The organism is Hydrogenophaga sp. RAC07 (assembly GCF_001713375.1).
GTDB lineage: Bacteria > Pseudomonadota > Gammaproteobacteria > Burkholderiales > Burkholderiaceae_C > Hydrogenophaga.
The window spans coordinates 151,640-176,733 of the sequence record NZ_CP016449.1 but is presented as its reverse complement, the minus strand read 5'-3'; the positions used below and the strand labels follow the sequence as shown (position 1 = coordinate 176,733).

General features: G+C 68.1%; 23 protein-coding genes and 1 pseudogene. 12 read left to right on the top strand and 12 right to left on the bottom strand.

Annotation, left to right across the window (positions count from 1 at the left end):
• Positions 1-6 precede the first annotated feature (6 nt).
• From BSY239_RS00730 to BSY239_RS00695, 8 genes and pseudogenes are all read right to left on the bottom strand, one after another.
• Positions 7-2,904 carry a PAS domain S-box protein gene (locus tag BSY239_RS00730; protein WP_069045151.1) on the bottom strand — a complete coding sequence of 966 codons (2,898 nt, stop codon included), beginning with the start codon at positions 2,902-2,904 and terminating at the stop codon, positions 7-9.
• 9 nt (positions 2,905-2,913) lie between these two features.
• Positions 2,914-3,324 (bottom strand): hypothetical protein, encoded by a 411-nt coding sequence (locus tag BSY239_RS00725; RefSeq protein WP_156775383.1) that lies wholly within the window; start codon positions 3,322-3,324, stop codon positions 2,914-2,916.
• A 181-nt stretch (positions 3,325-3,505) separates the two neighbouring features.
• The gene (locus tag BSY239_RS00720) at positions 3,506-4,144 is read right to left on the bottom strand and encodes a response regulator (RefSeq protein ID WP_069045149.1); all 639 of its coding nucleotides are present in this window, start codon (positions 4,142-4,144) and stop codon (positions 3,506-3,508) included.
• A complete protein-coding gene (locus BSY239_RS00715) occupies positions 4,141-5,769 on the bottom strand; it encodes a sensor histidine kinase (RefSeq protein WP_069045148.1) in 1,629 nt (542 codons plus the stop codon). Before BSY239_RS00715 ends, BSY239_RS00720 begins: the two co-directional genes overlap by 4 nt.
• Positions 5,735-6,742 carry a PAS domain-containing protein gene (locus BSY239_RS00710; protein WP_172823052.1) on the bottom strand — a complete coding sequence of 336 codons (1,008 nt, stop codon included), beginning with the start codon at positions 6,740-6,742 and terminating at the stop codon, positions 5,735-5,737. The genes BSY239_RS00715 and BSY239_RS00710 overlap by 35 nt, the downstream gene beginning before the upstream one ends.
• Before the next feature lie 29 nt (positions 6,743-6,771).
• The gene (locus tag BSY239_RS00705; RefSeq protein ID WP_069045146.1) at positions 6,772-7,584 is read right to left on the bottom strand and encodes a DUF2145 domain-containing protein; all 813 of its coding nucleotides are present in this window, start codon (positions 7,582-7,584) and stop codon (positions 6,772-6,774) included.
• 10 nt (positions 7,585-7,594) lie between these two features.
• A pseudogene (locus BSY239_RS00700) lies at positions 7,595-8,041 on the bottom strand (hypothetical protein).
• 41 nt (positions 8,042-8,082) lie between these two features.
• Entirely contained in the window at positions 8,083-8,577 is a 495-nt protein-coding gene (locus tag BSY239_RS00695) for a YiaA/YiaB family inner membrane protein (RefSeq protein WP_069045145.1), read from the bottom strand.
• Positions 8,578-8,774: 197 nt separating this feature from the next.
• Between BSY239_RS00695 and BSY239_RS00690 the strand changes: the two genes are divergently transcribed.
• From BSY239_RS00690 to fba, 4 genes are all read left to right on the top strand, one after another.
• Entirely contained in the window at positions 8,775-9,269 is a 495-nt protein-coding gene (locus BSY239_RS00690) for a hypothetical protein (protein WP_069045144.1), read from the top strand.
• 106 nt (positions 9,270-9,375) lie between these two features.
• Positions 9,376-10,809, top strand: coding sequence for a pyruvate kinase (pyk, locus tag BSY239_RS00685; protein WP_069045143.1), 1,434 nt, complete (start codon positions 9,376-9,378; stop codon positions 10,807-10,809).
• A gap of 145 nt (positions 10,810-10,954) precedes the next feature.
• Positions 10,955-11,827, top strand: coding sequence for an alpha/beta hydrolase (locus BSY239_RS00680; protein ID WP_069045142.1), 873 nt, complete (start codon positions 10,955-10,957; stop codon positions 11,825-11,827).
• 77 nt (positions 11,828-11,904) lie between these two features.
• Positions 11,905-12,969 carry a class II fructose-bisphosphate aldolase gene (fba, locus tag BSY239_RS00675; protein ID WP_069045141.1) on the top strand — a complete coding sequence of 355 codons (1,065 nt, stop codon included), beginning with the start codon at positions 11,905-11,907 and terminating at the stop codon, positions 12,967-12,969.
• 56 nt (positions 12,970-13,025) lie between these two features.
• Here fba and BSY239_RS00670 read toward each other — a convergent pair whose 3' ends face one another.
• A complete protein-coding gene (locus tag BSY239_RS00670; RefSeq protein WP_069045140.1) occupies positions 13,026-13,853 on the bottom strand; it encodes an IclR family transcriptional regulator in 828 nt (275 codons plus the stop codon).
• Between the two features lie 212 nt (positions 13,854-14,065).
• Between BSY239_RS00670 and BSY239_RS00665 the strand changes: the two genes are divergently transcribed.
• The 3 genes from BSY239_RS00665 to BSY239_RS00655 all read left to right on the top strand — a co-directional run bounded on the left by BSY239_RS00665 (position 14,066) and on the right by BSY239_RS00655 (position 17,871).
• A complete protein-coding gene (locus tag BSY239_RS00665; RefSeq protein WP_069048687.1) occupies positions 14,066-15,754 on the top strand; it encodes a long-chain fatty acid--CoA ligase in 1,689 nt (562 codons plus the stop codon).
• Between the two features lie 108 nt (positions 15,755-15,862).
• Entirely contained in the window at positions 15,863-16,855 is a 993-nt protein-coding gene (locus BSY239_RS00660; protein ID WP_156775570.1) for a tripartite tricarboxylate transporter substrate binding protein, read from the top strand.
• Between the two features lie 107 nt (positions 16,856-16,962).
• Positions 16,963-17,871: a phosphoribosylaminoimidazolesuccinocarboxamide synthase gene (locus tag BSY239_RS00655; RefSeq protein WP_069045138.1), complete on the top strand. Its 909-nt coding sequence runs from the start codon at positions 16,963-16,965 to the stop codon at positions 17,869-17,871.
• An 82-nt stretch (positions 17,872-17,953) separates the two neighbouring features.
• Here BSY239_RS00655 and trxA read toward each other — a convergent pair whose 3' ends face one another.
• On the bottom strand, positions 17,954-18,862 hold the full coding sequence (gene trxA, locus BSY239_RS00650; protein WP_069045137.1) for a thioredoxin: 909 nt from the start codon (positions 18,860-18,862) through the stop codon (positions 17,954-17,956).
• A gap of 136 nt (positions 18,863-18,998) precedes the next feature.
• Between trxA and purE the strand changes: the two genes are divergently transcribed.
• From purE to BSY239_RS00635, 3 genes are read left to right on the top strand one after another with little or no spacing between them, the layout of a single operon-like run.
• Positions 18,999-19,487, top strand: coding sequence for a 5-(carboxyamino)imidazole ribonucleotide mutase (purE, locus tag BSY239_RS00645; RefSeq protein WP_069045136.1), 489 nt, complete (start codon positions 18,999-19,001; stop codon positions 19,485-19,487).
• A 10-nt stretch (positions 19,488-19,497) separates the two neighbouring features.
• Positions 19,498-20,733 carry a 5-(carboxyamino)imidazole ribonucleotide synthase gene (locus BSY239_RS00640; protein ID WP_069045135.1) on the top strand — a complete coding sequence of 412 codons (1,236 nt, stop codon included), beginning with the start codon at positions 19,498-19,500 and terminating at the stop codon, positions 20,731-20,733.
• Between the two features lie 13 nt (positions 20,734-20,746).
• Complete coding sequence (locus BSY239_RS00635; protein ID WP_069048686.1) at positions 20,747-21,754, top strand: L-threonylcarbamoyladenylate synthase; 1,008 nt, start codon at positions 20,747-20,749, stop codon at positions 21,752-21,754.
• On the opposite strand, the gene BSY239_RS00630 is transcribed toward BSY239_RS00635, so the two are convergent.
• Together BSY239_RS00630 and dacB are read right to left on the bottom strand one after the other, a co-directional pair.
• Positions 21,755-22,021 carry a SemiSWEET transporter gene (locus BSY239_RS00630; protein WP_069045134.1) on the bottom strand — a complete coding sequence of 89 codons (267 nt, stop codon included), beginning with the start codon at positions 22,019-22,021 and terminating at the stop codon, positions 21,755-21,757.
• A 16-nt stretch (positions 22,022-22,037) separates the two neighbouring features.
• Complete coding sequence (dacB, locus tag BSY239_RS00625; RefSeq protein ID WP_069045133.1) at positions 22,038-23,543, bottom strand: D-alanyl-D-alanine carboxypeptidase/D-alanyl-D-alanine endopeptidase; 1,506 nt, start codon at positions 23,541-23,543, stop codon at positions 22,038-22,040.
• Between the two features lie 97 nt (positions 23,544-23,640).
• Between dacB and tsaB the strand changes: the two genes are divergently transcribed.
• A complete protein-coding gene (tsaB, locus tag BSY239_RS00620; protein WP_069045132.1) occupies positions 23,641-24,429 on the top strand; it encodes a tRNA (adenosine(37)-N6)-threonylcarbamoyltransferase complex dimerization subunit type 1 TsaB in 789 nt (262 codons plus the stop codon).
• A gap of 131 nt (positions 24,430-24,560) precedes the next feature.
• Positions 24,561-25,058 (top strand): ribosomal protein S18-alanine N-acetyltransferase, encoded by a 498-nt coding sequence (gene rimI / locus BSY239_RS00615; protein ID WP_069048685.1) that lies wholly within the window; start codon positions 24,561-24,563, stop codon positions 25,056-25,058.
• Positions 25,059-25,094 lie beyond the last annotated feature (36 nt).

The following is a 25,094-nucleotide window of genomic DNA, read 5'->3' as shown; positions in this document are numbered from 1 at the left end:
GCTCGTTCAGTGGGCAGCGCCTGAGGGATGCATGCCCTCATGACCGGACAAACGTGTCATCACATGGGCCAGCGCGTCTTCCATGCGGGCCACGAGGCCGTGCATCTCGGTGGTGCTGCAACCGGGGTCGGCACGCTCGATGCGCTCGCAGCAAGCCGCCAGCGACATCGCGCCAATCACCCGGCAGGACGACTTGAGGCGGTGCGCCAGATCGCCCAGCGCACCCAGGTCGGCGCGGTTGGCCGCACGGCGCATCTCGTCCATGGTGTTGAGCGCGGACAACAGGAAACGCCGACGAAAATCCGCCAGCAGTTCGGGGTCGTCGCCCACCAGGCGTTCCAGCGCCTGGTCGTCGTACGCGTCGAGCCCAACCTCGACTTCAAACACGTCGACCTCCTCGCAGTCCACCGGCTCGAACGCCGTCGTGGTCTGCACGTCGTCCGTGGGCAGCCAGCGCCTGAGCATTTCACCCAACTGGTCGGTCTGCACCGGTTTGCTGAGGTAGTCGTCCATGCCGGCGGCGCGGCAGCGGTCGATCTCGCCGCTCAGCGCATTGGCCGACAAGGCCACGATGGGCATGCGCGAGTCACCGGTCTCGTGTGTGCGGATGGTGGCGGCCAGCGTGTAGCCGTCGATGCCCGGCATGTGCAGGTCGGTGAGCAGCAGGGCGTGGCGGTGCGTGGCCTGCCCGGCGCGCCACAGCGCCAACGCCTCCAGCCCGTCGCTGACCATCTCCACCGCCACGCCCAGCAGCGCGAGCTGGTGGCCGATCACCTTCTGGTTGATGGCGTTGTCCTCGGCCACCAGCACCAGCGGCCCACCGGAGGGGGCGAAATGCGGCCCGGTCTGCGTGACCAGGACCGGACTGTCATCCACCACGTGGCGGGGTGCCGGCGTGGCGTCGAAAGGCAAGGTCACGGTGAAGGTGGAGCCTTGGTCCGGCACGCTCTGCACCTCCACCCAACCGCCCATCAAGCCGGTGAGGCGCTTGCAGATCGACAGGCCCAGGCCGGTGCCGCCAAAGCGGCGCGTGGTCGCGCTCTCGGCCTGCACAAAGGGTTTGAAAATGCGCTGCAAAGCTTCGGGCGCCATGCCGATGCCGTTGTCGACCACGCTCAACTGCAGGTGCCCGGGCAGGTCGGGTCCGCACCGCTGCACCAGCAGATCCACCCGGCCGGCGCGGCCAAGGCCGGCCGAGAACTTGATGGCGTTGCCCAGCAGGTTGTTGAGGATCTGGCGCAACCGCACGGCGTCGCTCAGGATCCAGTCCGGCACACCCTCGGCCACATCGACCTGCAGTTCGACCCCTTGTGAAGCGGCCGTGGGACGCAGGGCGTCGCACACACTGTCGGTGAGGCGCACCAGGGCGACCGGCGCGCTCTCCAGCTGGAGCTGGCCTGCCTCGATCTTGGAGAAGTCCAGGATGTCGTCGATGATGGTCAGCAGGGCCTGCGCCGATTCGCTCACGGTGTCGGCCAGGTCGCGCTGGTAGGGCGAGAGTGTGGAGCGTTGCAGCAAATCCAGGCTGCCCACCACGCCGTTCATGGGCGTGCGGATTTCGTGGCTCATGGTGGCGAGAAACGCGCTTTTGGCTTCGCTGGCGGCCTCGGCCGCGCGACGCGCCGCCACCAGAGCCTCGGTGCGCTGCTCCACCAGGTCCTCCAGGTGGTGCTGGTGCTGCTCCAGCTCGTCCATCAGGCGCCGTTTTTCGGTCACGTCCAGCATCAGCGCCATGTACTGGGTCACCCGGCCCTGGGCGTCGCGGATCGGGGTGATGGTCGCGTCTTCGACATAGTCCACCCCGTCCTTGCGGCGGTTGAACAGGTGGCCGCGCCACGGCTTGCCGGCCAGCAGCTGATCCCACATGTGCTCGTAGGTCTCGCGCGGTGTCTTGCCCGACTGCAGCAGGCGCGGGTTGCGCCCCAGCAGCTCCTGCAGTGTGTAGCCCGAGCTGGAGAGGGTGGCGGCGTTGGCGTATTCAATGTTGCCTTCCAGATCGGTGATCACGATGCTCTGCACACTTTGCTCCACCGCCATCGAGAGCAGCCGGACCTCCTGCTCTTGCGCGTGGCGCTCGGTGATGTCGCGCATGACGACCACAAAGCACTGGTCGACCACGCGGGTGCTCATCTCGGCCATGAAGCTGCTGCCGTCGCGCCGCACCACGCGCCAGTCGCCCAGGCGCTCGTCGCCCTTGAGGACCTTGAGCGCGGCGCGCGTGAGCCGCGCGTGTTCGCTGGCGGGCAGCAGGTCGTGCAGCCGCATGTGGCGCAGTTCCTCCGCGCTGCGGCCCAGCATGCGCGCGGTTGCGCGGTTGACCTCGACCACCTGCTGGTTGCGGTCCAGCAGCAGGATGCCGTCGCCGATCTGGTCGAACAATTTGCGACGCTCGCCGTCGGCGCGTTGCAACTGCTGGTTCACCTGCTGGGTGCGCAGCCAGTGTTCGGCCACCCGCGCCAGGTCCTTGAGCACACGGCGCTGGTCGTCGGTGAGCTGGTGCGGCTGGTGGTCGATGGCGCACAGCGTGCCCATGTTGTGACCCTCCACCGTCAGCGGCACGCCGGCATAAAAGACCACATTCGGCGCACCGGTCACCAGCGGGTTGTCGGCAAAGCGGGCGTCCAGCCGGGCATCGGGCACCTCGAACAGTTCGGACTGCAGGATGGCGTGGGCGCAAAACGCGAGCTCGCGCGGGGTCTGCTCGGCGTCCAGCCCATGGCGCGCCTTGAACCACTGGCGGTGTTCGTCGACCAGGCTGACCAATGAAATCGGACACCCGAGCAGCTGGGCAGCGGTGCGCACCAGGCCGTCGAGCACGGGATCGGCGGGCGTGTCGAGCACGCCGAGCGCGCTCAGCGTGTCCAGCCGCTGGGATTCGTCGGGGGTGGGCGGTGCGGATTGCATGGCGGGGTCTCAGTCGGGTTGGGCGTTTGTGCCGGCCAGGGATGCGAAGGCCTGCTTGAGTTGAACGATGGACGGGCGGTTGCAGCCGGTGCCGGCGCCGGGGGCGCTGTCCTGCGAGTCGTCAAACACGTGCACCAGCGCCTGGGGTGCGGCGCGCGCGAGAAAACGTTTGAGCGCGGGCACCAGCACGCTGTCGAGCGACAGGTCGAGCACCAGCAGGTGGGCCTGCATGCGGGTGGCGCGCGCCATGGCGTCGTAGTAGGAGTCGACGGTCTCGATGACGCAACCCGGCAGGTTGTTCTGCACGCACCGCTGCAGCAGCGCCAGGCGCTGCGGGTTGTCCACCACCAACAGCACCCGACAGGGGACATCGAGAGACCCCGCTGCGTTCGGGCGACCGGCAAGGCTGGAAGGGGACACGGACGTCTCGCTGGCGGATGCCCGGGCCCGGCGGGCCACGATTCAGCAACCGTGAGCCGACTTTAAGAATCGGTTCTGCCGGCGTCTGTGGGGAGTTCTCGATCGGATGTGTGGGTTGTCCGTGATGCCCCACGCGGGTGTGCGACACCACACAAACCGCGTGGCACGAACACCACGAATTTCACGCGCCGTCGGCGTCGATCAGGCCGTTGCGGATGGCAAAGCGCACGAGCGCAGGCACGTCGGGCGTGGCCAGTTTGGCCATGAATCGGCTGCGGTAGGAGTCCACCGTCTTGGGCGAGAGGTGCAGCGCCCGGCCGATCTCGGTGCTCGACTGGCCCTGCACCACCATCACCACGATCTGCCGCTCCCGCACCGACAGCGTGTCCAGCGCGGCGTCGCCCGGCGCGGTGAGCCCCTGCACCGCGAGTTCGGCCACCTCGGTGCCCAGGTAACGCTGCCCCTTGCCCACCGCATCGAGGGCGGCCAGCAGCTCGGAGGCGGGTGCGCCCTTGAGCACATAACCCGCCGCGCCCAGCCGCAGCGCCTCGGCCACATGGCGCGGCTGGTTGGACATGGTGAGCACGATGGTGCGCACCTCCAGTGCGCGGCGTTGCAGCTCGGTCAGCAGCTCAAAGCCCGAGCGCACCCCCAGGTGCAGATCGAGCAGCACCGTCACGGGTCCGAGATCGCGCAGGTCGGCCAGCGCCTGCGTGGGGTCGGCCGACTCGCCCACCACCCGGTGCCCGGCCGCCTGCAACACGGCGCGCAAGCCGTCGCGCAAGAGGGTGTGGTCGTCCAGCAGGTACAGATCGCTCATGACCGGGGTGCCTCCCAGTGCAGGGTGACGCGGGTGCCGCCGGTGGTTTCGCCGGTGACGGAGAATCGCGCGCCGATCGAGATCGAACGCTCGCGCATGCCCACCACGCCCAGGTGACCGGGCCGGCCGAGCTGCATGTCCTGCGGGATGCCCACGCCGTCGTCGATCACGTCCAGTTGCAGCGTGTTCACATCGCCTTCGAGCAACACCCGGATCAGCGACGACTGCGCATGCAACCGGGCATTGGCGATCGCCTCGCGCGCCACCATGAAGGCGCTGTACTCCACGTCGGCGGGCCAGCGCTGTCGCTGCAAACCATCGGCCACCTCGAGCAACACGTCGGAGCCCACCGCCAGCAAGGTGGTGCGGATCTCGTTGTCCAGCGCCGCGGCCAGGCCCTGCTCCTCCAGCAACGGCGGGCGCAGGTCGGCCAGCACCTCGCGCACGTCCAGCACCGCTTGCGCCAGCATCCGGGCCAGCTTGCGGCACAGATCGGCAATCTCGGGCGGCAGGCTGTCGCCCGCGGTGGCCACCACGGCGTCCAGGTTCAGGCGCGCCACGGCCAGCGACTGGCCCAGGTTGTCGTGCAGGGCCTGCGCCACGCGTCGGGTGGTGTTCTTCTCTTGTGTCAGCAGGCGCTGGGTGAGCTCGGAGAGTTCGAGCTGGTAGCGGATGAGCGCACTTTGTGCGGCATGCCGGTCGGCCACGTCACGCAGCACCGCGATGTAGCGCTGCGGGTCGAGGGCCCGGGTGCGCACCTCCACCGGCAATCGGCTGCCGTCGCGGCGCACGATGGTCCACTCCACCAGCGGGCCGGGACCGTCGGCCGTCTCCAGCAAGGTGTCGTGCGAAGGCGCGGCCCGCTCATCCGCCAGCAGGGACTGCAGCGACACATCGACCAGGCGCTCGCCCTCGTGCCCCAGCATGCGCAGGGCCTGGGAATTGGCCTCCAGGACCCGGTTGTTGGTATCGATCAGCAGCACGCCGTCGGCCAGCTGCTCGAACAGGCTGCGCCGGTAGGCCTCGGATTCGCGCAGGGCCGCCTCGGCCTTCTTGCGTGGGGTGATGTCGACCGTGGTGCCGGCCATGAAGACCGCGCGCCCGTCGTCGTTCCACTCGGCCTGACCTTGAATGTGCATCCAGCGCCACTCACCCTGCGCGTCGCTGACGCGGACCTCCAGATCGAAGGGCGCGCGGTCTTTGAGGTGCCGGCGCATGGCCTCGCGGTGGCGCACCAAATCGTCGGGATGGGTCATGGCGCCCAGGCGGCTGCGGTATCCCGCGACGGCCATGGGTTCATAACCGAGTTGCCGCCAGAAATCGTCGCTGAAACTCAGCAGGTCGCGCAAGAGGTCCCAGTCCCACACCTGCCCACCGGCCGCTGCCAACCTGAAACGTTGTTCGCTGCGCCGCAGGCTGGCCTCGCTGTCGCGCAAGGCCTGTTCGCTTTCCACCAGATCGGTCACGTCCAGCGCAATGCCCTGCACAAAGGCGGGCCTGCCATCGCCGGGATCGATGCGCCGCGAACGATCGCGGAAATGGCGCCATTGGCCTTGCGCATCGCGCAGCCGGTATTGAATCTGATGATCTTCACCGTCGACGTAAGGCTCGGACAGCGCGGCCACCGCGCGCGCAGTCGTCGGGGTGCAAGGCCTTGGTCCACGACAACGGGTCGGCCATCCATTCGTGAGCGGTGTAACCCAGGATGTGGATGGATGGGCTGACGTAGAGCGCGGCGTAAGGAGGCTCCACAGACGCGCGGTAGACCATCGCCGGCATGTGTTCGACCAGCAGGCGGAAGTCGCGCTCGCGGTCGAGCAGCAGGCGCTCGAACAGCTTGCGTTCGGTGATGTCGTTGCAGAAGATCGAAATCCCCTCGGGTGAGGGAAAGACGCGTCCTTCAAACCACTTTTCCCAGGGCGCGTAGAACGCCTCGAAGACTTCCGCCTGCTGGGTCCGCAATGCCCTGTCGTACGCGCGGTGAAAGACTTCCGCGTGTTCCAGCTCGTACTCGTCCCAGATGTATCGACCGATCAGTTGTTCGACCCGATCGCGCTGGAGCAGCCGCAAGGCAGGCACATTGAGGTAGGTAAAACGCATGTCCTTGTCGAGCGCGAAGATCGCGTCGCCCACCCGATCGATCACATGGTCCAGCAATTCGCGCGCAGCCCGCGATTCGGTGCGGGCACGTTCGGCCTGCTGCTCCAGCAGGATCTGCGCGGTCACCTCGTTGACCACCACGAGGCGCGCCGGCCGACCTTCCCAGTCCAGATCGCTGGAGGTCACATCCACATCGATCAGGCGCCCGTCTTTCGAGGCGTGCTGCCAGCGCCGGGTCAACCGTAAGCCGTCGGCGCCCACAGGATCGCTGTCGATCTGCTCGGCGGTGAGGCGCTGGCCCTGCGGTGAGCGGCGGATGTCCAGAACGGTGAGCCGCAGGAATTCGTCGCGCGCGTAGCCGTAGCGCGCGATGGCCGCTGCGTTGACGGCCAGCAGACGTTTGCTGGCCTGGTCGAACACCCACATCGGCTGGGGATGGGCGTCGAACAGCAGGCGGTAGGTGTTGTCTCCCTGCGGAGCGGCATCGGTGGGAGACATGGGCGTCATTGTGCGCGCCGCCGGCACACTCAGGGTGACAACCGCTGAACCGGCCCCGCCAGGCCCGCCCGCTCCAGCCACCCGAACGCCGAGTCCACCGTCACCGTCTCGATGCGGTCGGCAAACCGCTTGTCATTGGGGTGGTCGTCGAACGCGATGTGGGCAGAGCTCACGCGCGCGCCGAGCCGCGTGAGCGCGCCCAGCTGCAGTGTGGTCGCCTGGTAGCCCTTGAAGCGCAGCCAGGCCTGGGCCTGCTCGCGGCTGCGCACGCCCGGCTCGGCGGCCGAGGCCAGGGTCTCCAGCGCCCACTGGTTGGACTGCTGGTAACGCGTCGCCCACGGGTAGCTCAGCATGTTGTAGGCCCGGGTGTGCAGCGCGGTGCTGCGGGCCGGGTCGGTGAGCACGGCGTGCAGGGGGGCCTGCAGCGCGGGCGCGGGCACCATCCACGCGGCCTCGAAGCGCCAGAGGTCGTCGAGAAAAAACTCGCCCAGACCTTGGCGGTAGAGCGCGCCTTCGGCCGAGCCGCAGCGGTTGAGCTTGTGCAGCACGCGCCACGGGCCTTCGGGCGTTTTGTAGGCCCAGCCCAGATGGGAGTAACGCAGCTGGTACTTGCTCAGGTCTTGCCCGGCGCGGGCCAGCACCACCACGCGCGCTCCGCTGCGGGCGTGTTCGGCGTCCAGCGCCTGCGAGGTGCGCAGCGCGAGGTCCATGCCCTGCTCGATGCTGCGGGCGGTGAGCGGTCGGGCGTCGCAGGAGCGGCCGGCGTGGGCGGCGGGTGCGGTCAGCAGTGCGCAGGCGGTGGCGAAACTGGCGAACCATCGCCAGACAGTGGCTTGCGTCATGACCGGCTCCTCAGTGCGTGATGCGTTCGTTGTGCAACAGCGCACGGCCCAGCTCGTTCGGAATGAAGGCCAGCACCTCCCCGGCGGCCTAGAGCAGCACGCCGGTGCCGATCACGCTGACCACCACCGCCGTGCCCACGCCCACCGACACGGCCGAGGCCGCGCGGCCCGAGACCTCCACGCTGGCGCGCGCGCCGTCCGACACCCGCTCCAGCACATAGACCGTGCCGCTGGCGGTGACCTCCACCGCTTTGACCACCAGCGCAGCCCCGGCCACCGAGAAGGCCACCGGCACCACGCTCACCGCCGCCGCCCCCACCGATGCAGCCCCCACCACCGAGGCCACCGGCAAGGCCGACAGGGCCACCGAGGCTTCGCTCTGCGCGCGGGCCGGACCGGTCGCCAACGCCGCAGCCATCGCCAGGGCGGCGCTCAGTGCGCGCCATGAAAAACGCATCGTGTTCATGTTCAAGCTCCTTGAAGAATATGGATGGGAATTCATTCGGCAGCGCGTTCGTTCAGCACTTGCTGGCGGCCCGCCATCTCGCCGCGCACGCGGGCTTCGCTCAGGTCGGCCTCGTGCCGGTCGCGCAACGTCTTGGCCAGCGTGAAGGCCGAAGTCACCAGGTAGAGCCAGCTCACACCGAGGTAGGCGCGGTAGGTGTCGTTGATCTCCATGCGCAGCAGGCCCCAGCCGGTCAGCCCCATGGCCACGGCAAAACCGCCCCACACCACCAGGCGCCACATCGGCGTCTCGGGCACACCGGAGAGCGTGGCCTGGTGGCCATCGCGCACGGCCTTGGACAGCAAGAACACGGTGGACAGACAGAACACATAGCCCATCACCATGAAGGCCCGGTCCAGCGCCTGACCCGGCAGGTAGGCGAGGCCCGTGGCGCACAGGAAAACCGCCACGCCGAACGAGGCCCAGACCTGGAACTGCCAGGCGCGGGTGTCGCGCATCACGATGAGGGGGGATCGGTTCGAAGCCATGAAAAACCTTTGCGGTTGTTGAAGGTGGCGCGATGGTGGGACGACTCCCGTCGAAGAGTCGCAAAATCCTGACCTGGTAGATCCAGACATGCAGCCGGGTATCGAAAAACGCAACTTTTTGGGATCGGCGAGGGCCTTGTGATCTTTGGTCTACTCGCCAGACAACTTTGCCGCCCGCGCGGTGTCTCATGGCACATATGAAAAAACTTCTGCTCTGTCTCTCCTGCCTGCTGTTCACCGCAGGCGCATCGGCACAAGCGCTCTGGCAAGGAGTGCCCGTGGGCGCCACGCCGGCCGAGGTGCGCGCGCGGGTGCCCGAGGCACAGGCGCCCGCCACAGCCCCCGCATCGAACAGCGACGGTGTGCAGCTGGAGATCCCCGCCTTCGAGCTCGCCGGGGCGCCGTTCAAGGTGTCGTTTGTGTTCAAGGCCGACCAGTTGCAGCGCATCACGCTGCTGGCCAATGCCGGCTCGGCCGACGAGGCCCGCGCGCTGGCCCAGCGCCTGACCACCTCGCTGCGCTCGCGCTACGGGCTGGAGATGAGCACCAAAAGCCGTGGTTCCACCTCGTCGCTGACCATCGACCGCCAGTGGAACTTCCGGCGCACCGTCGTGCATCTGGAGGTGGTGGACGGGTCTTTCGTGCGGCTGGACTACAGCGGCCAGGCACCCGTGCGCAACAACCGTCTGTGACGAGTTGCAGCTGTCGCGGCCATGTAACCGCTTTCACAGATAATTGAAACCAAATTACACCCGGGCCATGTGAAGCCCGGCCATCCACCGACAGGAGACACCCTTCATGCCCATGCGCGCCACCAAGATCGTCGCCACCCTCGGCCCCGCTTCCAGTCACCCGGACCTGCTCGAAGCCATGATCCGCGCCGGGGTGAACGTGGTGCGGCTGAACTTCTCGCACGGCACGGCGCAAGACCACATCGACCGCGCCACGCTGGTGCGCGAAGCGGCTCAGCGCGCAGGGCGCGAGGTCGGCATCATGGCCGACCTGCAGGGCCCCAAGATCCGCGTGGGCAAGTTCGCCGACGGCAAGGTGATGCTGGTGCCGGGCGAAAAATTTGTGCTGGACGCGTCGCGCACCGAACCCGGCAACCTCGAAGGTGTGGGCCTGGACTACAAGGAACTGCCGCGCGATGTGAAGGCCGGTGACACCTTGCTGCTCAACGACGGCCTGATCGTGCTGACCATCGACAAGGTGGTGGGCCCGGCGGTGCACACCACGGTGAAGCTCGGCGGTGAGCTCTCCAACAACAAGGGCATCAACAAGCAAGGTGGTGGTCTCACCGCGCCGGCGCTGACCGCCAAGGACATGGACGACATCAAGACCGCCATGGGCCTGATGGCCGACTACGTGGCGGTGAGCTTCCCGAAGAACGCCACCGACATGGAGCTGGCGCGCCAGCTGTGCAACGTGGCCGGTGCGGCCACCGGCCACAAGCCCGCGCTGATCGCCAAGATCGAACGCGCCGAGGCGATCCCGGAACTGGCCAACATCCTCAAGGTGTCCGACGGCATCATGGTCGCGCGCGGTGATCTCGCGGTGGAAGTGGGCAACGCGGCGGTGCCCGGCCTGCAGAAGCACATGATCAAGATGGCGCGCGAGATGGACAAGGTGGTGATCACCGCCACGCAGATGATGGAATCGATGATCGTCAACCCGGTGCCCACACGCGCCGAGGTGAGCGACGTGGCCAACGCCGTGCTCGACGGCACGGACGCGGTGATGCTGAGCGCCGAGACGGCCGCCGGCAAGTACCCGCTGGAAACGGTGATGGAGATGGCCAACATCTGCTCGGAAGCCGAGAAAGCCGAGTACAGCGAACTGTCGGCCGACTTCAAGGGCAAGACCTTCCGGCGCATCGACCAGTCGATCGCCATGGGTGCGTTGTTCACCGCGCACCATCTGGGCGCCAAGGCCATCGTGGCACTCACCGATTCGGGCTCGACCGCGCTGTGGATGAGCCGGCACAACGTGCGCATGCCGATCTACGCCATGACGCCCAACCTCTCGACCCAGCGCCGCATGACGCTCTACCGCAACGTGCGCCCGCTGCTGATGGACAACAGCGCCGACCGCGACTCCGCGCTGGCCGATGCCGAAGCCCACCTGAAGAAGCGCGGCATCGTGCAGTCGGGCGACGTGTACGCCATCACCGTGGGCGAGCCCATGGGCCAGGCCGGCGGCACCAACACACTCAAGATCTGCCAGGCTGGGTGAAGCAAGCACCCCCCTGCGCCGCTGACGCGGCTTCCCCCCTCGCTGCCTCTGGGTGGAGGCACCTCGCTCACTGCGTTCGCTTCTGAATCCGTTGACTGACAGCCTGCGTACACCTGGGATGACTTCTCCGCAACCCGCACCCCCATTGCCATCTGGCCGCCGCCGCTGGCTCACCCTGCTGGGCCTGGCGCCTTTGCTGCAGGCCTGCTCGCCGCTGCGGCTGATCAACGCCACCGTGCCGTCGAACACCCACACGGTGCTGCGCGACGAGGCCTACGGCAGCGCCGGGCGCCAGCGCATGGACGTCTACTTGCCGGTGAACGCCGAGCCCGGCGCGCCCATGGCGGTGTTTTTCTACGGTGGCAGCTGGAGCAGCGGTGAACGCGCCGACTACAAGTTCGTCGGTGAAGCGCTGGCCTCGCGCGGCATCGTCACCGCGATCGCCGACTACCGGCTGAGCCCCGAGGTGCGCTACCCGGTGTTCCTGCAGGACTGCGCGCAGGCCGTGCGCTGGTCGCGCGACAATGCCCTGCGACTGGGTGCATCGCCGGATCGCCTCTACGTCACCGGCCACAGCGCGGGCGCCTACAACGCCGCCATGCTGGCGCTGGACGCGCGCTGGCTTTCGGAGGTGGCCATGCAACCGGCCGACCTCGCGGGCTGGGCGGGTCTGGCAGGCCCCTACGACTTCCTGCCCATCGGCATTCCCGCTGTGCAGCGCGCCTTCAACTGGCCCGACACGCCGGCGAATTCGCAGCCGCTGTTTCATGCCCCGGCCGGCAACGGTCTGAAACACCGTGTGCTGCTGCTGGCCGCCAAAAGCGACACGCTGGTGAACCCGCAACGCAACACCCTGGCCATGGCGCAGGCCCTGCGGCAGCGCGGCACACCGGTGGAACTGGAGCTCTTCGACCGGGTGAGCCACACCACGCTGATCGGGGCCATGGCCCCGCCGCTGCGCGGCCTGGCGCCGGTGCTGGACCGGTTCAGCACATTTCTGCAGCAACGCCCGACCTGACGCCATTGGGCACGGCGCCGCGAGCGCCGTAAAATCCCCGGTTACCAACCGGTTACCAACTGACTTAAGGGATTCTCATGGCGCTCGTTTCCATGCGCGAACTGCTCGACCACGCCGCGATCCACGGCTACGGCATTCCAGCGTTCAACGTCAACAACCTCGAACAGGTGCAGGCTGTGATGGCCGCCGCCCACGAAGCCGGCGCGCCGGTGATCCTGCAGGCCAGCGCCGGTGCGCGCAAATACGCCGGCGAGCCCTTCATCAAACACCTGATCCAGGCCGCGGTGGAGTCTTATCCACACATCCCGCTGGTGATGCACCAGGACCACGGCCAGAACCCGGACGTGTGCCGCGGCGCGATCGACCTGGGCTTCAGCTCGGTGATGATGGACGGCAGCCTGGAAGGCGATGGCAAGACCATCGCCAGCTACGAATACAACGTCGACGTCACCCGCAAGGTGGTCGACATGGCCCACAAGCTGGGCGTGACCGTTGAAGGTGAACTGGGCTGCCTGGGCAGCCTGGAAACCATGCAGGGCGACAAGGAAGACGGCCACGGCACCGACGCGGTGATGACGCGCGAACAGCTGCTGACCGACCCCGAGCAGGCCGCCGACTTCGTCAAGCGCACCCAGCTCGACGCGCTGGCCATTGCCATCGGCACCAGCCACGGCGCGTACAAGTTCACCCGCAAACCCACCGGCGACATCCTCGCGATCGACCGCATCCAGGAAATCAACCGCCGCCTGCCCAACACCCACCTGGTGATGCACGGCTCCAGCTCGGTGCCGCAGGACCTGCTGGCCGTGATCAACCAGTACGGCGGCAAGATCAAGGAAACCTACGGCGTGCCGGTCGAAGAGATCCAGAAAGCGATCCAGTTCGGCGTGCGCAAGATCAACATCGACACCGACATCCGCCTGGCCATGACGGCCGCGGTGCGCAAGTTCCTGGCCGAGAACCCCGAGAAGTTCGACGCCCGCGAATGGCTCAAGCCCGCGCGCGAAGCCGCCAAGGCGATCTGCAAGCAGCGCTACATCGAGTTCGGCTGCGAAGGCCAGGCCGGCAAGATCAAGGGCGAATCGCTCCAGGTCGTGGCCGCGAAGTACGCCAAGGGCGAACTGGCCCAGGTCGTGCACTGAACGGTTTTCGGCTCAAGCGCCCGTCACAACGCCACCCTCGCGGTGGCGTTGTGCATTCAGTCCTCCCAACCAGCCGCCTGAATGGCCGCCACGATGTCGCGGCCTGTTTTCACGAGCGCCGGGCCGAAGTCGTCGTGCAGCAAGGCACCTTGCAATCGCGAGGCCGGCCCACCCACGGTGAGCGCCAGCGGTTCGCGGCCATCGCCCAGGTCCAGCCCCACGCCGATGGCGGCAATCTCGCTTTCCCACTCCGACTCGGACACCGCGTAGCCGCGCTCGGTCCAGTCGATTTCGGCTCGCCGGAGCCCGGCCTCGCGCGCTGGCCAGCGCTCGGGGTCCTGCGCCCGCAGGCGCCGCGCCACCACCGCCTGCATGCCCGGCGAGGCCGAGCACCAGATGGCGCGGCCCATGGCGGTTTCCGCGAACGGCAGGCGCGTGCCCACATCGAGCCCGAGGATGAGGCGCGCTGTGCTGCGGCAATGCGCCACATAGACCACCGAGGTGTCGTGCCGCAAACCCAGGGAAATGGCGGCCTGCGTGTGTTCGGCCAGCGTTTCCATGAAGGGCCGCGCGATGTGCCCGATCTGGAAGTTGGACAGCACGCTGAAGCCCAAGGACAGCACCGCCGGGCTCAGCGCGTATTCGCCGGTGGCCGCTCGGTGACGCAAATAACCCAGGCTGGTGAGCGTGAAGGTGAGGCGAGACACGGTGGCCTGCGGCAGGCCGGTGCGCCGCGCCAGCTCCTGGTGTGCCAGCCAGCGGTCGGCCGGGCTGAAGCAGCGCAGCACCGTGAGGCCGCGCGAGAGAGCGGTGACGAAACGGCGGTCGTCGGCCGGATCGGCCTCGGCGAGCGGGGTGGGTGGTGTCTGGCGCTGGCGCCCCATGTGGGTCCTGTTTTCTGCAGATCGGAATATGCGGCGACCAGGACGCGCCCTGTATTCCGCAGAACGGAATTTTGAACGACCACTGGAGCGGTCGGCATGCTCGCTTTCCCTGATCAGCGTTTACATGGGATGGGGGGCACCGTATATTGGTTTGCACGACAGTCAATTTTCCGCCCAGCGGAATGTCAGAGATTTTCCGCACCGCCACCCGCATGACGTCCCCCACCCCGGCCCACTGGCCACCCGGCCTGCCGCAGCACCTCGCGCTGCCGCAGACCCACGTCTTCTACAACCTGGAAGTCTCGGCCCGGCGTTACCCCGACAAGCCCTTCATCGTGTTTTACGACTCGGTGCTCACCTACGCGGGCTTCCTGCGCGAGGCCGAACACCTCGCCGGCCACCTGCAGCAGGTGGGCGGCGTGCGAGCCGGCGATCGGGTGTTGCTCTGCATGCAGAACAGCCCGCAATGGGCGCTGGCGTTCTACGCCATCCTGCGCGCGGGCGCTGTGGTCGTGCCGGTGAACCCGATGAACCGCGTGGAAGAGCTGCGCCACTGCGTCACCGACAGCGGTGCACACGTGGCCCTGGTGGCGCAAGACCTGCTGCCGCAGGTGCGTCCCTTGCTGACGGCCGACGGCGACGGCCTGCGCCATGTCGTCGTGGCCACCTACAGCGATCACCTGCACGTGCCCACCGACCTCGCGGTGCCCGACTTCGTGGCCGCGCCGCGCCAGCCGTTGAACGAGCCCGGCCTCGTGGCCTGGGCCGACGCGATCGCAGCCGAACGGACCCCAGGGCCGCTCGCCACCGGCCCCGAAGACCTCTGCGCCATGCCCTACACCTCGGGCACCACCGGCCTGCCCAAAGGCTGCATGCACACGCACCGCAGCGTGATGAGCACCTTGGTCGGCGGCGTGCGCTGGTTCGGCACCGCCACCGACGCGGTCTGCCTCTCGGTGCTGCCCTTCTTCCATGTCACCGGCCTCACCGGCAGCCTGAACGGCCCGCTCTACGTGGGCGCCACCATCGTCGTGCTGGCACGCTGGGACCGCGAAGTGGCGGCCATCTGCATGCAGCGCTACCGCGTGACGATGTGGCAGGCCATCAGCACCATGGTGATCGACTTCCTGGCGCACCCACAACTGGAGCGGTTCGACCTGAGCAGCCTGCGCTGCGTGCGCGGCGGCGGCGCGGCCATGCCCGAGGCACTGGCCGCCCGCCTGAAGGCGTTGACTGGGCAGGACTACATCGAGGGTTACGGCATGTCCGAAACCATGGCCGCCACCCACATCAACCCCACGCACCGGCCCAAACGGCAGTGCCTGGGCATGCCGGTGTTCGACGTGGACGCGCGCGTGGTCGACCCCGACACGCTGGCCACGCTGCCTCCCGGTGAAACCGGCGAGATCGTGGTGCACGGCCCCCAGGTGATGCAGGGCTACTGGCGCAACCCGAAGGCCACCCAGGACGCTTTTGTCACACTCGACGGCCTGCGTTTCCTGCGCACCGGAGACCTCGGCCACGTGGACGAAGACGGCTACTTTTTCATGACCGACCGTCTCAAACGCATGATCAACGCGAGCGGCTACAAGGTCTGGCCGGCGGAGGTGGAAGCGCTCATGTACCACCACCCCGCGATCCAGGAAGCCTGCGTGATCGGCGTGCGCGACGCGCGCCGCGGTGAGAGCGTGAAGGCGCTGGTGGTGCTGAGGCCCGAGCACCGCGGCCACGTGACCGAACAGGACGTCATCGACTGGGCGCACGGCCACATGGCCGCCTACAAGAGCCCGCGCACCGTGGAATTTGTGGAGACGCTGCCCCGCTCGGGCAGCGGCAAGGTGATGTGGCGCGAATTGCAGGAACAGCAGGCCGCGCGCGATGCCAACGCCCTTCCCCCGTAGCCCCTCCCACCCGACACCCCATTGATCACCCGCGCGGCGCGAAGCGCCGCAACCACCGCCAGAACGGCATTCCCCCAGAAGGAGACCAGCATGAAGAACACACCATCCATTCCCCCGTCCAGCGGCCGTCGCGCGCTGCTGCTCGCCGCGGTCACCGCCACGGCCGCGGCCGGCGTTGCGCCCTGGAGCGTGGCCAACGCGCAAGCCCAGGCCTACCCCAGCCGACCGGTCACGCTGATCATCCCGTGGCCCGCCGGCGGCTCCACCGACCGCCACCTGCGCACCCTGGCCGAACTCGCCTCCAAGCACCTCGGCCAGCCCATCGTGGTGGAAAACAAGCCCGGTGCCGGCGGCACCCTGGGCCCGAGCACCATGGCGCAGACCGCCAAGCCCGACGGCTACACCATCGCCCAGTTCCCGCTGGGTATGTTGCGCATGCCGCACATGCAGAAGACCAACTGGAACCCGCTGACCGACTTCAGCTACATCATCGGCGTCTCGGGCTACACCTTCGGCCTCACGGTGAAGGCCGACTCGCCCTACAAGACTTTCAAGGACTACGTGGAGGCCGCACGCAAGCAGCCCGGCACGATCAACTACGGCTCCACCGGCACCGGCAGCAGCCCCCACCTGCTGATGGAAGAGGTGGCCGACAACGCCAAGGTGCAGTTCATCCACGTGCCGTTCAAGGGCAACGCCGACCTGCAGTCCGCCCTGCTGGGTGGCCACGTGATGGCCCAGAGCGATGCCACCGGCTGGGACAAGTTTGTCGACAGCGGCGAGATGCGCCTGCTGGTGACCTTTGGTGAGCAGCGCACCAAGCGCTGGCCCGATGTGCCCACCGCGCAAGACCTGGGCTATAACGTGGTGTCGACTTCGCCTTACGGTCTGGTGGGCCCCAAGGGCATGGACCCGGCCATCATGAAAACGCTGCACGATGCGTTCAAGAAGGCCATGGACGAACCGCGTCACCTGGAAGTGCTGGGTCAGCTCAATCAGGCCATGTGGTACCGCAACGGTGACGAGTACCGCCAATGGGCAGCCACCACGTACGCCAAGGACAAGGCCCTGATCGAGCGGCTGGGCCTGGCCGCGAAATAAGGGGTGGCCCGGGGGCTCGTCAACTTGCGATAATCCTTCGGAATGGTTCAAAGCCCGTTGGCTGTTCAACGGGCTTTTTTCTTGTCCCGCCTTTCCCCGATCCGATCATGACCACTGCCCTGCACACCTCGGCCCTCACCTCCCTGCCCTTGCTCGCACGCGGCAAGGTGCGCGACAACTACGCCGTGGGCGACGACCGCATCCTGATGGTGGCGAGCGACCGCATCAGCGCCTTCGACGTGATCATGGGCGAGCCGATTCCCGGCAAGGGCGAGCTGCTCACCAAGCTGTCTTTGTTCTGGTTCGACAAGCTCGGCCCCCAGGGTCTCGACATCTGCCCGATCCACCTCACCGGCGACGCGCCCGAGAGTGTGGTTTCCGCAGCCGAAGCACCCCAGGTCACCGGCCGTTCGATGCTGGTGCAGCGCTTGAAGCCCATTCCGGTGGAAGCCGTGGTGCGCGGTTACCTCGCTGGCAGCGGCTGGAAGGAATACCAGGACAACCAGGCCGTATGCGGCGTGAAGCTGCCCGCCGGTTTGCAAAACGCATCGAAGCTGCCCGAGCCGATCTACACACCGGCGGCCAAGGCCGAGATGGGCGAGCACGACGAGAACATCACGTTTGAGCAGACCGTGGCCATGATCGGCCCCGAGCTCGCCGCGCAGATCCGCGACGTGTCGATCGCGCTCTACAAGGCCGCGGCCGACATCGCGCTCCAGAAGGGCATCATCATTGCCGACACCAAGTTCGAGTTCGGCCTGGACAAGGCCGGCAAGCTGGTGCTCATGGACGAGGTGCTCACGCCCGACAGCTCACGCTACTGGCCGGCCGAGAGTTATGTGGTGGGCCAGAACCCGCCCAGCTACGACAAGCAGTTCCTGCGCGACTGGCTGGAGACAGCGCAAGTGGGCGGCAAGCCCTGGGACAAGACGCCGCCCGCGCCGCGTCTGCCCAAAGAGGTGATCGAGAAGACCGCTGCGAAATACCAGGAAGCCCTCACGCGCCTCATGGGCTGAACGTCGCCCCCACGCTCCGCCGCTGCGCGGGTCGCTGCCCCCCAAGGGGGCTGATCCGGCTTGGGGCGGCCCTGCGCCGGATCTAGCTCAAGACGACCGAAGAAAGACGGCGCCGGTAAGTCGCCACCGTCGGGTCTTCCGGGGGCACCTGGCCTTCGGCCACCTTGGGTTTGGGCGGCTCGATGATGTCCAGGATGGCGATGAAGGTCTTGCGCGCGAGGTCTTCGCTCCAGGCCTTGTCGCGCATCAGGATTTCCAGCAACTCGTCCATCGCAGGCACCCACTGACTGTGCGCCATCAGCAACTGCGCGAGTGCAAAGCGCGAGGCAAAGTCGCGCTTGTTGGTGGCAATGGCGGCCTGCAGTTCCGCAGCGCGGGCTTCGGGGTCGGCCACATCGGCCGCTGCGTCGCGCGCAGCCATCCAGCGCTGCAGCGAATCGAGCCGGCGCACCGCGGCGGCCTTGGCGATCACGGGCGCAAACGCCACCTTGGCGTCGTCGTCCAGGCCCAGCTCCAACTGCAGCTTCACCAGATCGAAGCGCGCGTCGTCGTTGTTCGGGTCGGTTTTCACCGCCTCCTGCAGTTTTTCCAGCGCACCTTCGAGGTCGCCCTCTTCAATGGCATCCAGCGCTTCCTCTTCCACCGCCACCGCTTCGAGCTCGTTGGCAGCAGGCAGGTGCTTGTCGAGGAATTCCTTGATCTGGCCTTCGGGCAATGCGCCCATGAAACCGTCGACCGGCTGGCCGTTCATGAGCAGCACGCAGGTGGGGATGCTGCGGATGCCGAAGGCGGCGGCGAGTTGTTGCTCCTGGTCGGAGTCGATCTTGACCAGCTTGAAGCGCCCGGCGTAAGCGGTTTCCACTTTTTCCAGCAGCGGGCCGATCACCTTGCAGGGGCCACACCAGGGGGCCCAGAAATCGACCAGCACGGGCGTGTGGTGCGAAGCCTCGATGACCTCGGCTTCAAAATTGGCGATGGTGACGTTGATCATGGGGAGGGGGCCTGAAGGAGAAGCGGGGCGCTGTGGAGCGACCCGTAAAATCGACACTTTACCGGAGAGCGCCATGCCTGTTCATGCGCGCCACCGGGCACCGCTCCCGACGGGGCGCATTGGCCAAAGGCACTTCATGAACCCCATCCAGGTGGGCGTGGTCATGGGCTCCAGCAGCGACTGGGACACCATGCAGCACGCCGTGCAGATCCTGCAGGAATTCGGCATTTCGTTCGACGCCCGTGTGGTCTCGGCGCACCGCATGCCCGACGACATGTTCACCTACGCCGAAAGCGCGGCCGGCAGGGGCATGAAATGCATCATCGCGGGCGCGGGTGGCGCGGCCCACCTGCCCGGCATGCTGGCAGCCAAGACGGTGGTGCCGGTGCTCGGTGTGCCGGTGGCCAGCAAACACCTGAGTGGCGTGGACTCGCTGCACAGCATCGTGCAGATGCCCAAGGGTGTGCCGGTGGCCACGTTTGCCATCGGCGCGGCCGGTGCGGCCAACGCAGCGCTGTTCGCCGTGGCCATGCTGGCCAATGAAGACGCCGCGCTGCGCGAGAAGCTCGAAGCCTTTCGCGCCCAGCAGACCGCCGCCGCACGCGGCATGACCCTTCCCTTGTGACACCACGCCCATGAGCCTCAAGACCATCCTCCCCGGCAGCACCTCGCCCACCGGCCAGCAGATCACGCTCGGCGTCATGGGCGGCGGCCAGCTCGGGCGCATGTTCGTGCAGGCGGCCCAGGCCATGGGTTACTTCACGGCGGTGCTCGATCCCGATCCCGCCAGCCCGGCCGGCCTGATCAGCCACTTCCACATCCAGACGCCGTTTGATGACGAGCAGGGCCTGGCCCAGCTGATGCAGCGTTGCGAAGCCATCACCACCGAGTTCGAGAACGTGCCCTCGCCCGCCCTGGTCACGCTGGGCGCACACCGTCCGGTGGCGCCCTCGGCGAGCTGCGTGGCGGTGGCGCAGGACCGCATCAAGGAAAAAGCGCACTTCGTGCAGTGCGCACCGGTGAGCGGCGTGTTCCCGGCGCCCTACGCAGGCATCACCACCGACGCGCTGCTGGCCGCGGTGCCGGCCGACCTGCTGCCCGGCATCCTGAAAACGGCGCGCCTGGGCTACGACGGCAAGGGCCAGGTGCGCGTGTCCACGCGCGAAGAACTCGCCGCCGCCTGGGTTGGCCTGAACAAGGTGCCTTGCGTGCTGGAAAAGCTCATGCCCTTGCGCGGCGAGTGTTCGGTGATCGTTGCGCGCGGCGCCGATGGCCAGACCGTGAGTTTCCCGGTGCAGAAGAACACGCACCACGACGGCATTCTCGCCATCACCGAGGTGTACGAGGGCGCGCTGGACCCGGCCCTGGCTGCGCGTGCGCAGGCCAGCACGGTGGCCCTGGCCAACCACCTCAACTACGTGGGTGTGTTGTGCGTGGAGTACTTCCTGGTCGACACCGCCAACGGCGTGGACCTGATCGTCAACGAGATGGCGCCGCGCCCGCACAACAGCGGCCACTACACCCAGAACGCCTGCGACATCTCGCAGTTCGAAGCGCAGGTGCGTACCCTCGCCGGCCTGCCGCTGCCCACACCGCGCCAGCACAGCCAGGCCATCATGGTCAACCTGCTGGGCGACCTGTGGTTTGCGCCCAATGCCGTGCGCGAGAAAGTGAGCGAACGCGGTGTGTCGCCGCCCTGGGCGCAGGTGCTCGCTCTGCCGGGCACCCACCTGCACCTCTACGGCAAGCTGAGCGCACGCCCGGGTCGCAAGATGGGCCACCTCAACATCACCGCGCCCACCGTGGCCGAGGTGCGCGAGACCACGGCCCAGGTGCTCAAGCTGCTCGGTCTGCCCCCGCTGGACGCCTGACCCATCCATGCCGCTGCTGTTGAACGCCACCGATGCGTCCGCCGTGGCGCAAGCAGCGCAGCGGCTGGCGGCGGGCTCGCTGGTGGGCATGCCGACCGAAACCGTGTATGGCCTGGCGGCCAATGCCGACAACGCCACCGCGGTGCACCGCATCTTTGAAGCCAAGGGCCGCCCGGCCGACCACCCGCTGATCGTGCACCTGGCGCCCGGCACCGGCGCACAAGGCTGGCGCGCCGGGGTGGACCACTACGCGCGGGACGTGCCGGCTTTTGCCGTTGCACTCATGAACGCCTTCTGGCCCGGCCCGCTCACGCTCATCCTGCCGCGCCGCGAAGGCGTGGCCGCCGTGGCCGCTGGCGGACAGGATTCGGTGGGTCTGCGCTGCCCGGCCCACCCGGTGGCGCAAGCGTTGCTCACGGCGGCCGCCGCGATGGGGGTGAACGGCGTGGCCGCGCCCAGCGCCAACCGATTTGGCCGCGTGAGCCCGACCACCGCCGCCCATGTGTCCGAAGAATTCGCGGCGCTGTCGGACGCCGACCTGCTCATCCTGGACGGCGGTGCCTGCCCGGTCGGCATCGAGTCCACCATCGTCGACGCCACGCGCAGCCACCCGGTGCTGCTGCGACCCGGCATGGTCACGGCAGCGCAGATCGAGGCCGTCTGCAAGCAGCCTCTGCGCGAACGCGACGACGCTGCGCCCCGCGCCTCGGGCACGCTCGAATCGCATTACGCGCCGCGCGCCAAGGTGCGGCTGATGGACGCCAAGCCGCTGCAGGCCGCGCTGGACTTGCTGGGATCGGATGCGCGCCACATCGCGGTGTACGCCCGCTCGCCCATCACGGCCGCGCGCGGTGTGACCGTGCGCCGCATGCCGACCGACGCGGCGCGAAGTGCCCAGGAACTGTTTGCCGTGCTGCGCGAGCTCGACGCCACCGGTGTGCGTCTGATCTGGGTGGAAACGCCGCCAGTCGACGCCGCGTGGGACGGCGTGCGCGACCGGCTGGTGCGCGCTGCGGCCTGATCAGCCAGGGGTTGAGCGCCCGTAGCGCAGCTTCATCACCAGGATCGACAGCGCCAGGGCCAGCGTGATGGTGTTGGCCACCACCACCGGCCACGCGCCCAGGCTCAGCCCGTAGACCAGCCACAGCGCCACACCCAGCGTGAACGCGCTGTACATGCCGAGCGAAATGCCGCTCACGTCGCGCGTCTTGAAGGTGAGCCAGGCTTGCGGCACGAAACTGGCCGTGGTGAGGAAAGCGGCACTGAAGCCGATGAGATCGCCGGACATGTTCAGTGGAACTCCATCAGTCTTGCTGCGCGGCGGCCCACTCCACCAGCGCCTCCAGCGCCGGACGCGCCGCGGGCGCGTTGGGGTGGTTCACAAAGCCCACCACCACGTAGCGCGCGCCATTGGCCGCGTTCACGTAGCCGGCAATGCCGGTGACGTCCTTGAGCGTGCCGGTCTTGAGCTGCGCGTTGCCGCGCGCCGCGCTGCCGGGCGCACGGGCCATGCGCGCAGCGGTGCCGTTGACACCGGCCACCGACAGGGAACTGGCGAAGCGCTCGCCTTGCGGGTGCCGGCTGGCGTGGCGCAGCAAATTCGCCAGGGCTTCGGGCGAGATGCGTTCTTCGCGCGAGAGCCCCGAGCCGTTGTCCATCACCGGCATGGCGCTGCGGATGCCGAAGGTGCGTTTCCACCAGGTTTCAATCACCTCGCGCGAGCGCTCGAAACGCGCAGGGCGCATGGGAATCAGGCTTCCGGCCACGCCGGGCGTCATCCCCGGCTGCGGTGCCGGCGTGGGCACCAGCCGGCCCAGCGTGAGATACACCTGCTGCGCCATCACGTTGTTGCTCCACTGGTTCACGTCCGTGATGATGTCCGAGAGCGGCAGCGACGCCGCTTCGTGCAGCAGCGTGGCGCCCGGCGGCGTGAGACCCGGGCGGGCGTGGCCGGTGATGGCACCACCGCTGGTGCGCCAGAGGCCTTCCAGGGCGCGCGAGGCGTAGCTGGCCGGGTCCTGGTAGGCCACGGGCCACTTGAGCTCGCCGCAGCTCTGCGGGTAACTTCCTTCAAACCGGATGCTGTTGGCGTCGTCAAAGCGGGCCAGCAGGCCACTGCGCCAATCGCCGCAGCGCGCGCCCACGCGGGCCAGTGGCACGGTGGCGTCAATCGCGAGACCCGCCATCGGCGGCTCGCTGATCACACGCGCCACGCCGTTGGCGCCGTCGGGCTGGAAGGTCAGCACGACCGACTTGAAATTGACCAGCAGCGCGTCGGGCGTGGTGTTGTACGGGCGCAGCGATTCGCCATCAAACGCACCGGGGTCGGTGGCCGCGATCTCGAAGGCGCTGTGGTCGAGCACGATGTCACCCATCACCACGCGCACGCCCTTGTCCTGCAAGGCCCAGAAAGCGCCCTGGATGCGTTCGAGCACGAACTTCGGGTCGCCATCGCCGCGCACGTACAGGTTGCCGCGCAGCACGCCCTGGTCGATCGTGCCGTCGGTGTAGAAGCGGGTGTTCCAGGTGTAGTCGGCGCCCAGCAGGTCGATGGCGGCGTAGGTGGTCACCAGCTTCATCACCGAGGCCGGGTTCACCGGAACGCTGGCGCGAAAGCGCAGCCGCTCCTCGGCCCGGTTGTCGACCGACACCACCAGCGCCGACAAGGCACCCGGCGGCACCTGAGCACGCTTGAGCGCGGCCACCACGGTGGGCGGCAGGGCGCCGTATTCCCCGGGCAGCTGGGCGCAGGCGGGCAGCGCGACCACGGCGGTGGCCAGCAGGGCGAACAGGGAGCGTGTGAAGGACATGTGTTTCATTATGAAACGGCACCGCGCCGCGAGCGACATTGCCCTTGTTCAATGGGCAGCGGGACGGACGACCGGCACGCTGGCCGATAATCCTGCGATGCCCGCCGCCCACCTCCCCCAGCATCGCCTGCTGGCCATTGAAACCAGCACCGACGCCCTCTCGGTGGCGCTGGGCACGGGTGAGCCCGGCGCACCGGTGTGGTCACGCGGTGGCCCCGGTGGCGCGCAGGCGTCCGGCACGCTGCTGCCCATGGTGCGCAGCCTGCTCACCGAGGCGGGCTGGTCGCTGGACACGCTGAGCGCCGTGGTGTTCGGGCGCGGACCGGGCTCGTTCACCGGCCTGCGCACCGCCTGCTCGGTGGCCCAGGGTCTCGCCTACGGCGTGCAAGGCATGGGCCGGGCCGGTGGTTTGCCGGTGCTGCCGGTGGACACGTTGCTGGCCCTGGCCGAAGAAGCCCGGCAGGCGCGGGGGAATGCGGGGCAACCGGTGCCAGGTGCCATCGTGGCACTGCTGGATGCGCGCATGGGCGAGATCTACGTGGCGCCCTACGCCTGCCGCGCTGCGGGTCCCGCAGGACTGACGCCGCTGGCGCCACCCCGCCTGTGCACGCCTGCCGATCTGCCCGCCTACCTGGACGGACTGGCTCCGGGTGAACGCCTGCTCACCGGCAACGTGTTCGACATGGAACCGCTGGCCGCGTTGGCTGGCCAGCGCCACACCGCCTTGCCCACGGCCGCGGCGCTGCTGCGCCTGGCCCCGGGTCTGCTGGCCGCTGGCCACGCGGTGGCGGCTCAGGACGCGCTGCCCCTGTATGTGCGCGACAAGGTGGCGCAGACCACGGTCGAGCGCGAAAGCATCCGTCTGGCCGCCGAGGCGGGCGCATGAACACACCCACACAAACCGCCGCCAAGGCCACCCTGCCCGCCTGGACCAACGGCCTGTGGCCCGCGCCCACCGAACCGCAGGTGCAGCCGCGCACGGCGTCCCGGCCCGAGCGCCTGATCGTGTTCGAACCCATGCTCGAGTCCGACCTGGACGCGGTGCAGGCCGTCGAGTCGCAGGCCTACGCACACCCGTGGTCACGTCGGCATTTCCACGATTCACTCAAGGCCGGCTACCCGGCCATGCTGCTGCTGTCCCAGGCGCTGCCCGGCGAAGTGGCGCATCCGCCGCGCGCCGACGGACGCGTGCTGCTCGGTTACCTGGTGGCCATGCCCGGCGTGGACGAAGTGCACCTGCTCAACATCACCGTGGCCACCGCCCACCAGCGCCAGGGCTGGGCGCGCTTCATGCTCGACGCGCTGGCCCTGTGGTCACGCGGCCAGGGCGCGCAATGGGTCTGGCTGGAAGTGCGGCAGAGCAACGCCCCTGCCCGCGCCCTGTACGAGCGCTACGGCTTCGCCCAGGTGGGCCTGCGCAAGGGCTACTACCCGGCGGGCCACTTCCAGCGCGAGGACGCGGTGGTGATGAGCCTGAACCTGGTGGCCGCCGCAGCCGGGGAACCCAACCCATGAGCGCCGCGCAGGGCCGCTCCCAAGCAAGCTCGCGCC

What these genes read in the sequence shown, in the direction of transcription:
- BSY239_RS00705 (WP_069045146.1), bottom strand. Translation starts at nt 7,584, where the DNA reads ATGACGCAAGCCACTGTCTGGCGATGGTTCGCCAGTTTCGCCACCGCC.
- BSY239_RS00690 (WP_069045144.1), top strand. Translation starts at nt 8,775, where the DNA reads ATGAAAAAACTTCTGCTCTGTCTCTCCTGCCTGCTGTTCACCGCAGGC.
- fba (WP_069045141.1), top strand. Translation starts at nt 11,905, where the DNA reads ATGGCGCTCGTTTCCATGCGCGAACTGCTCGACCACGCCGCGATCCAC.
- BSY239_RS00730 (WP_069045151.1), bottom strand. Translation starts at nt 2,904, where the DNA reads ATGCAATCCGCACCGCCCACCCCCGACGAATCCCAGCGGCTGGACACG.
- rimI (WP_069048685.1), top strand. Translation starts at nt 24,561, where the DNA reads ATGCTCGAGTCCGACCTGGACGCGGTGCAGGCCGTCGAGTCGCAGGCC.
- purE (WP_069045136.1), top strand. Translation starts at nt 18,999, where the DNA reads ATGAACCCCATCCAGGTGGGCGTGGTCATGGGCTCCAGCAGCGACTGG.
- BSY239_RS00630 (WP_069045134.1), bottom strand. Translation starts at nt 22,021, where the DNA reads ATGTCCGGCGATCTCATCGGCTTCAGTGCCGCTTTCCTCACCACGGCC.
- BSY239_RS00655 (WP_069045138.1), top strand. Translation starts at nt 16,963, where the DNA reads ATGACCACTGCCCTGCACACCTCGGCCCTCACCTCCCTGCCCTTGCTC.
- trxA (WP_069045137.1), bottom strand. Translation starts at nt 18,862, where the DNA reads ATGATCAACGTCACCATCGCCAATTTTGAAGCCGAGGTCATCGAGGCT.
- BSY239_RS00665 (WP_069048687.1), top strand. Translation starts at nt 14,066, where the DNA reads ATGACGTCCCCCACCCCGGCCCACTGGCCACCCGGCCTGCCGCAGCAC.
- BSY239_RS00720 (WP_069045149.1), bottom strand. Translation starts at nt 4,144, where the DNA reads ATGAGCGATCTGTACCTGCTGGACGACCACACCCTCTTGCGCGACGGC.
- BSY239_RS00670 (WP_069045140.1), bottom strand. Translation starts at nt 13,853, where the DNA reads ATGGGGCGCCAGCGCCAGACACCACCCACCCCGCTCGCCGAGGCCGAT.
- tsaB (WP_069045132.1), top strand. Translation starts at nt 23,641, where the DNA reads ATGCCCGCCGCCCACCTCCCCCAGCATCGCCTGCTGGCCATTGAAACC.
- pyk (WP_069045143.1), top strand. Translation starts at nt 9,376, where the DNA reads ATGCCCATGCGCGCCACCAAGATCGTCGCCACCCTCGGCCCCGCTTCC.
- BSY239_RS00640 (WP_069045135.1), top strand. Translation starts at nt 19,498, where the DNA reads ATGAGCCTCAAGACCATCCTCCCCGGCAGCACCTCGCCCACCGGCCAG.
- BSY239_RS00695 (WP_069045145.1), bottom strand. Translation starts at nt 8,577, where the DNA reads ATGGCTTCGAACCGATCCCCCCTCATCGTGATGCGCGACACCCGCGCC.
- dacB (WP_069045133.1), bottom strand. Translation starts at nt 23,543, where the DNA reads ATGTCCTTCACACGCTCCCTGTTCGCCCTGCTGGCCACCGCCGTGGTC.
- BSY239_RS00710 (WP_172823052.1), bottom strand. Translation starts at nt 6,742, where the DNA reads ATGTCTCCCACCGATGCCGCTCCGCAGGGAGACAACACCTACCGCCTG.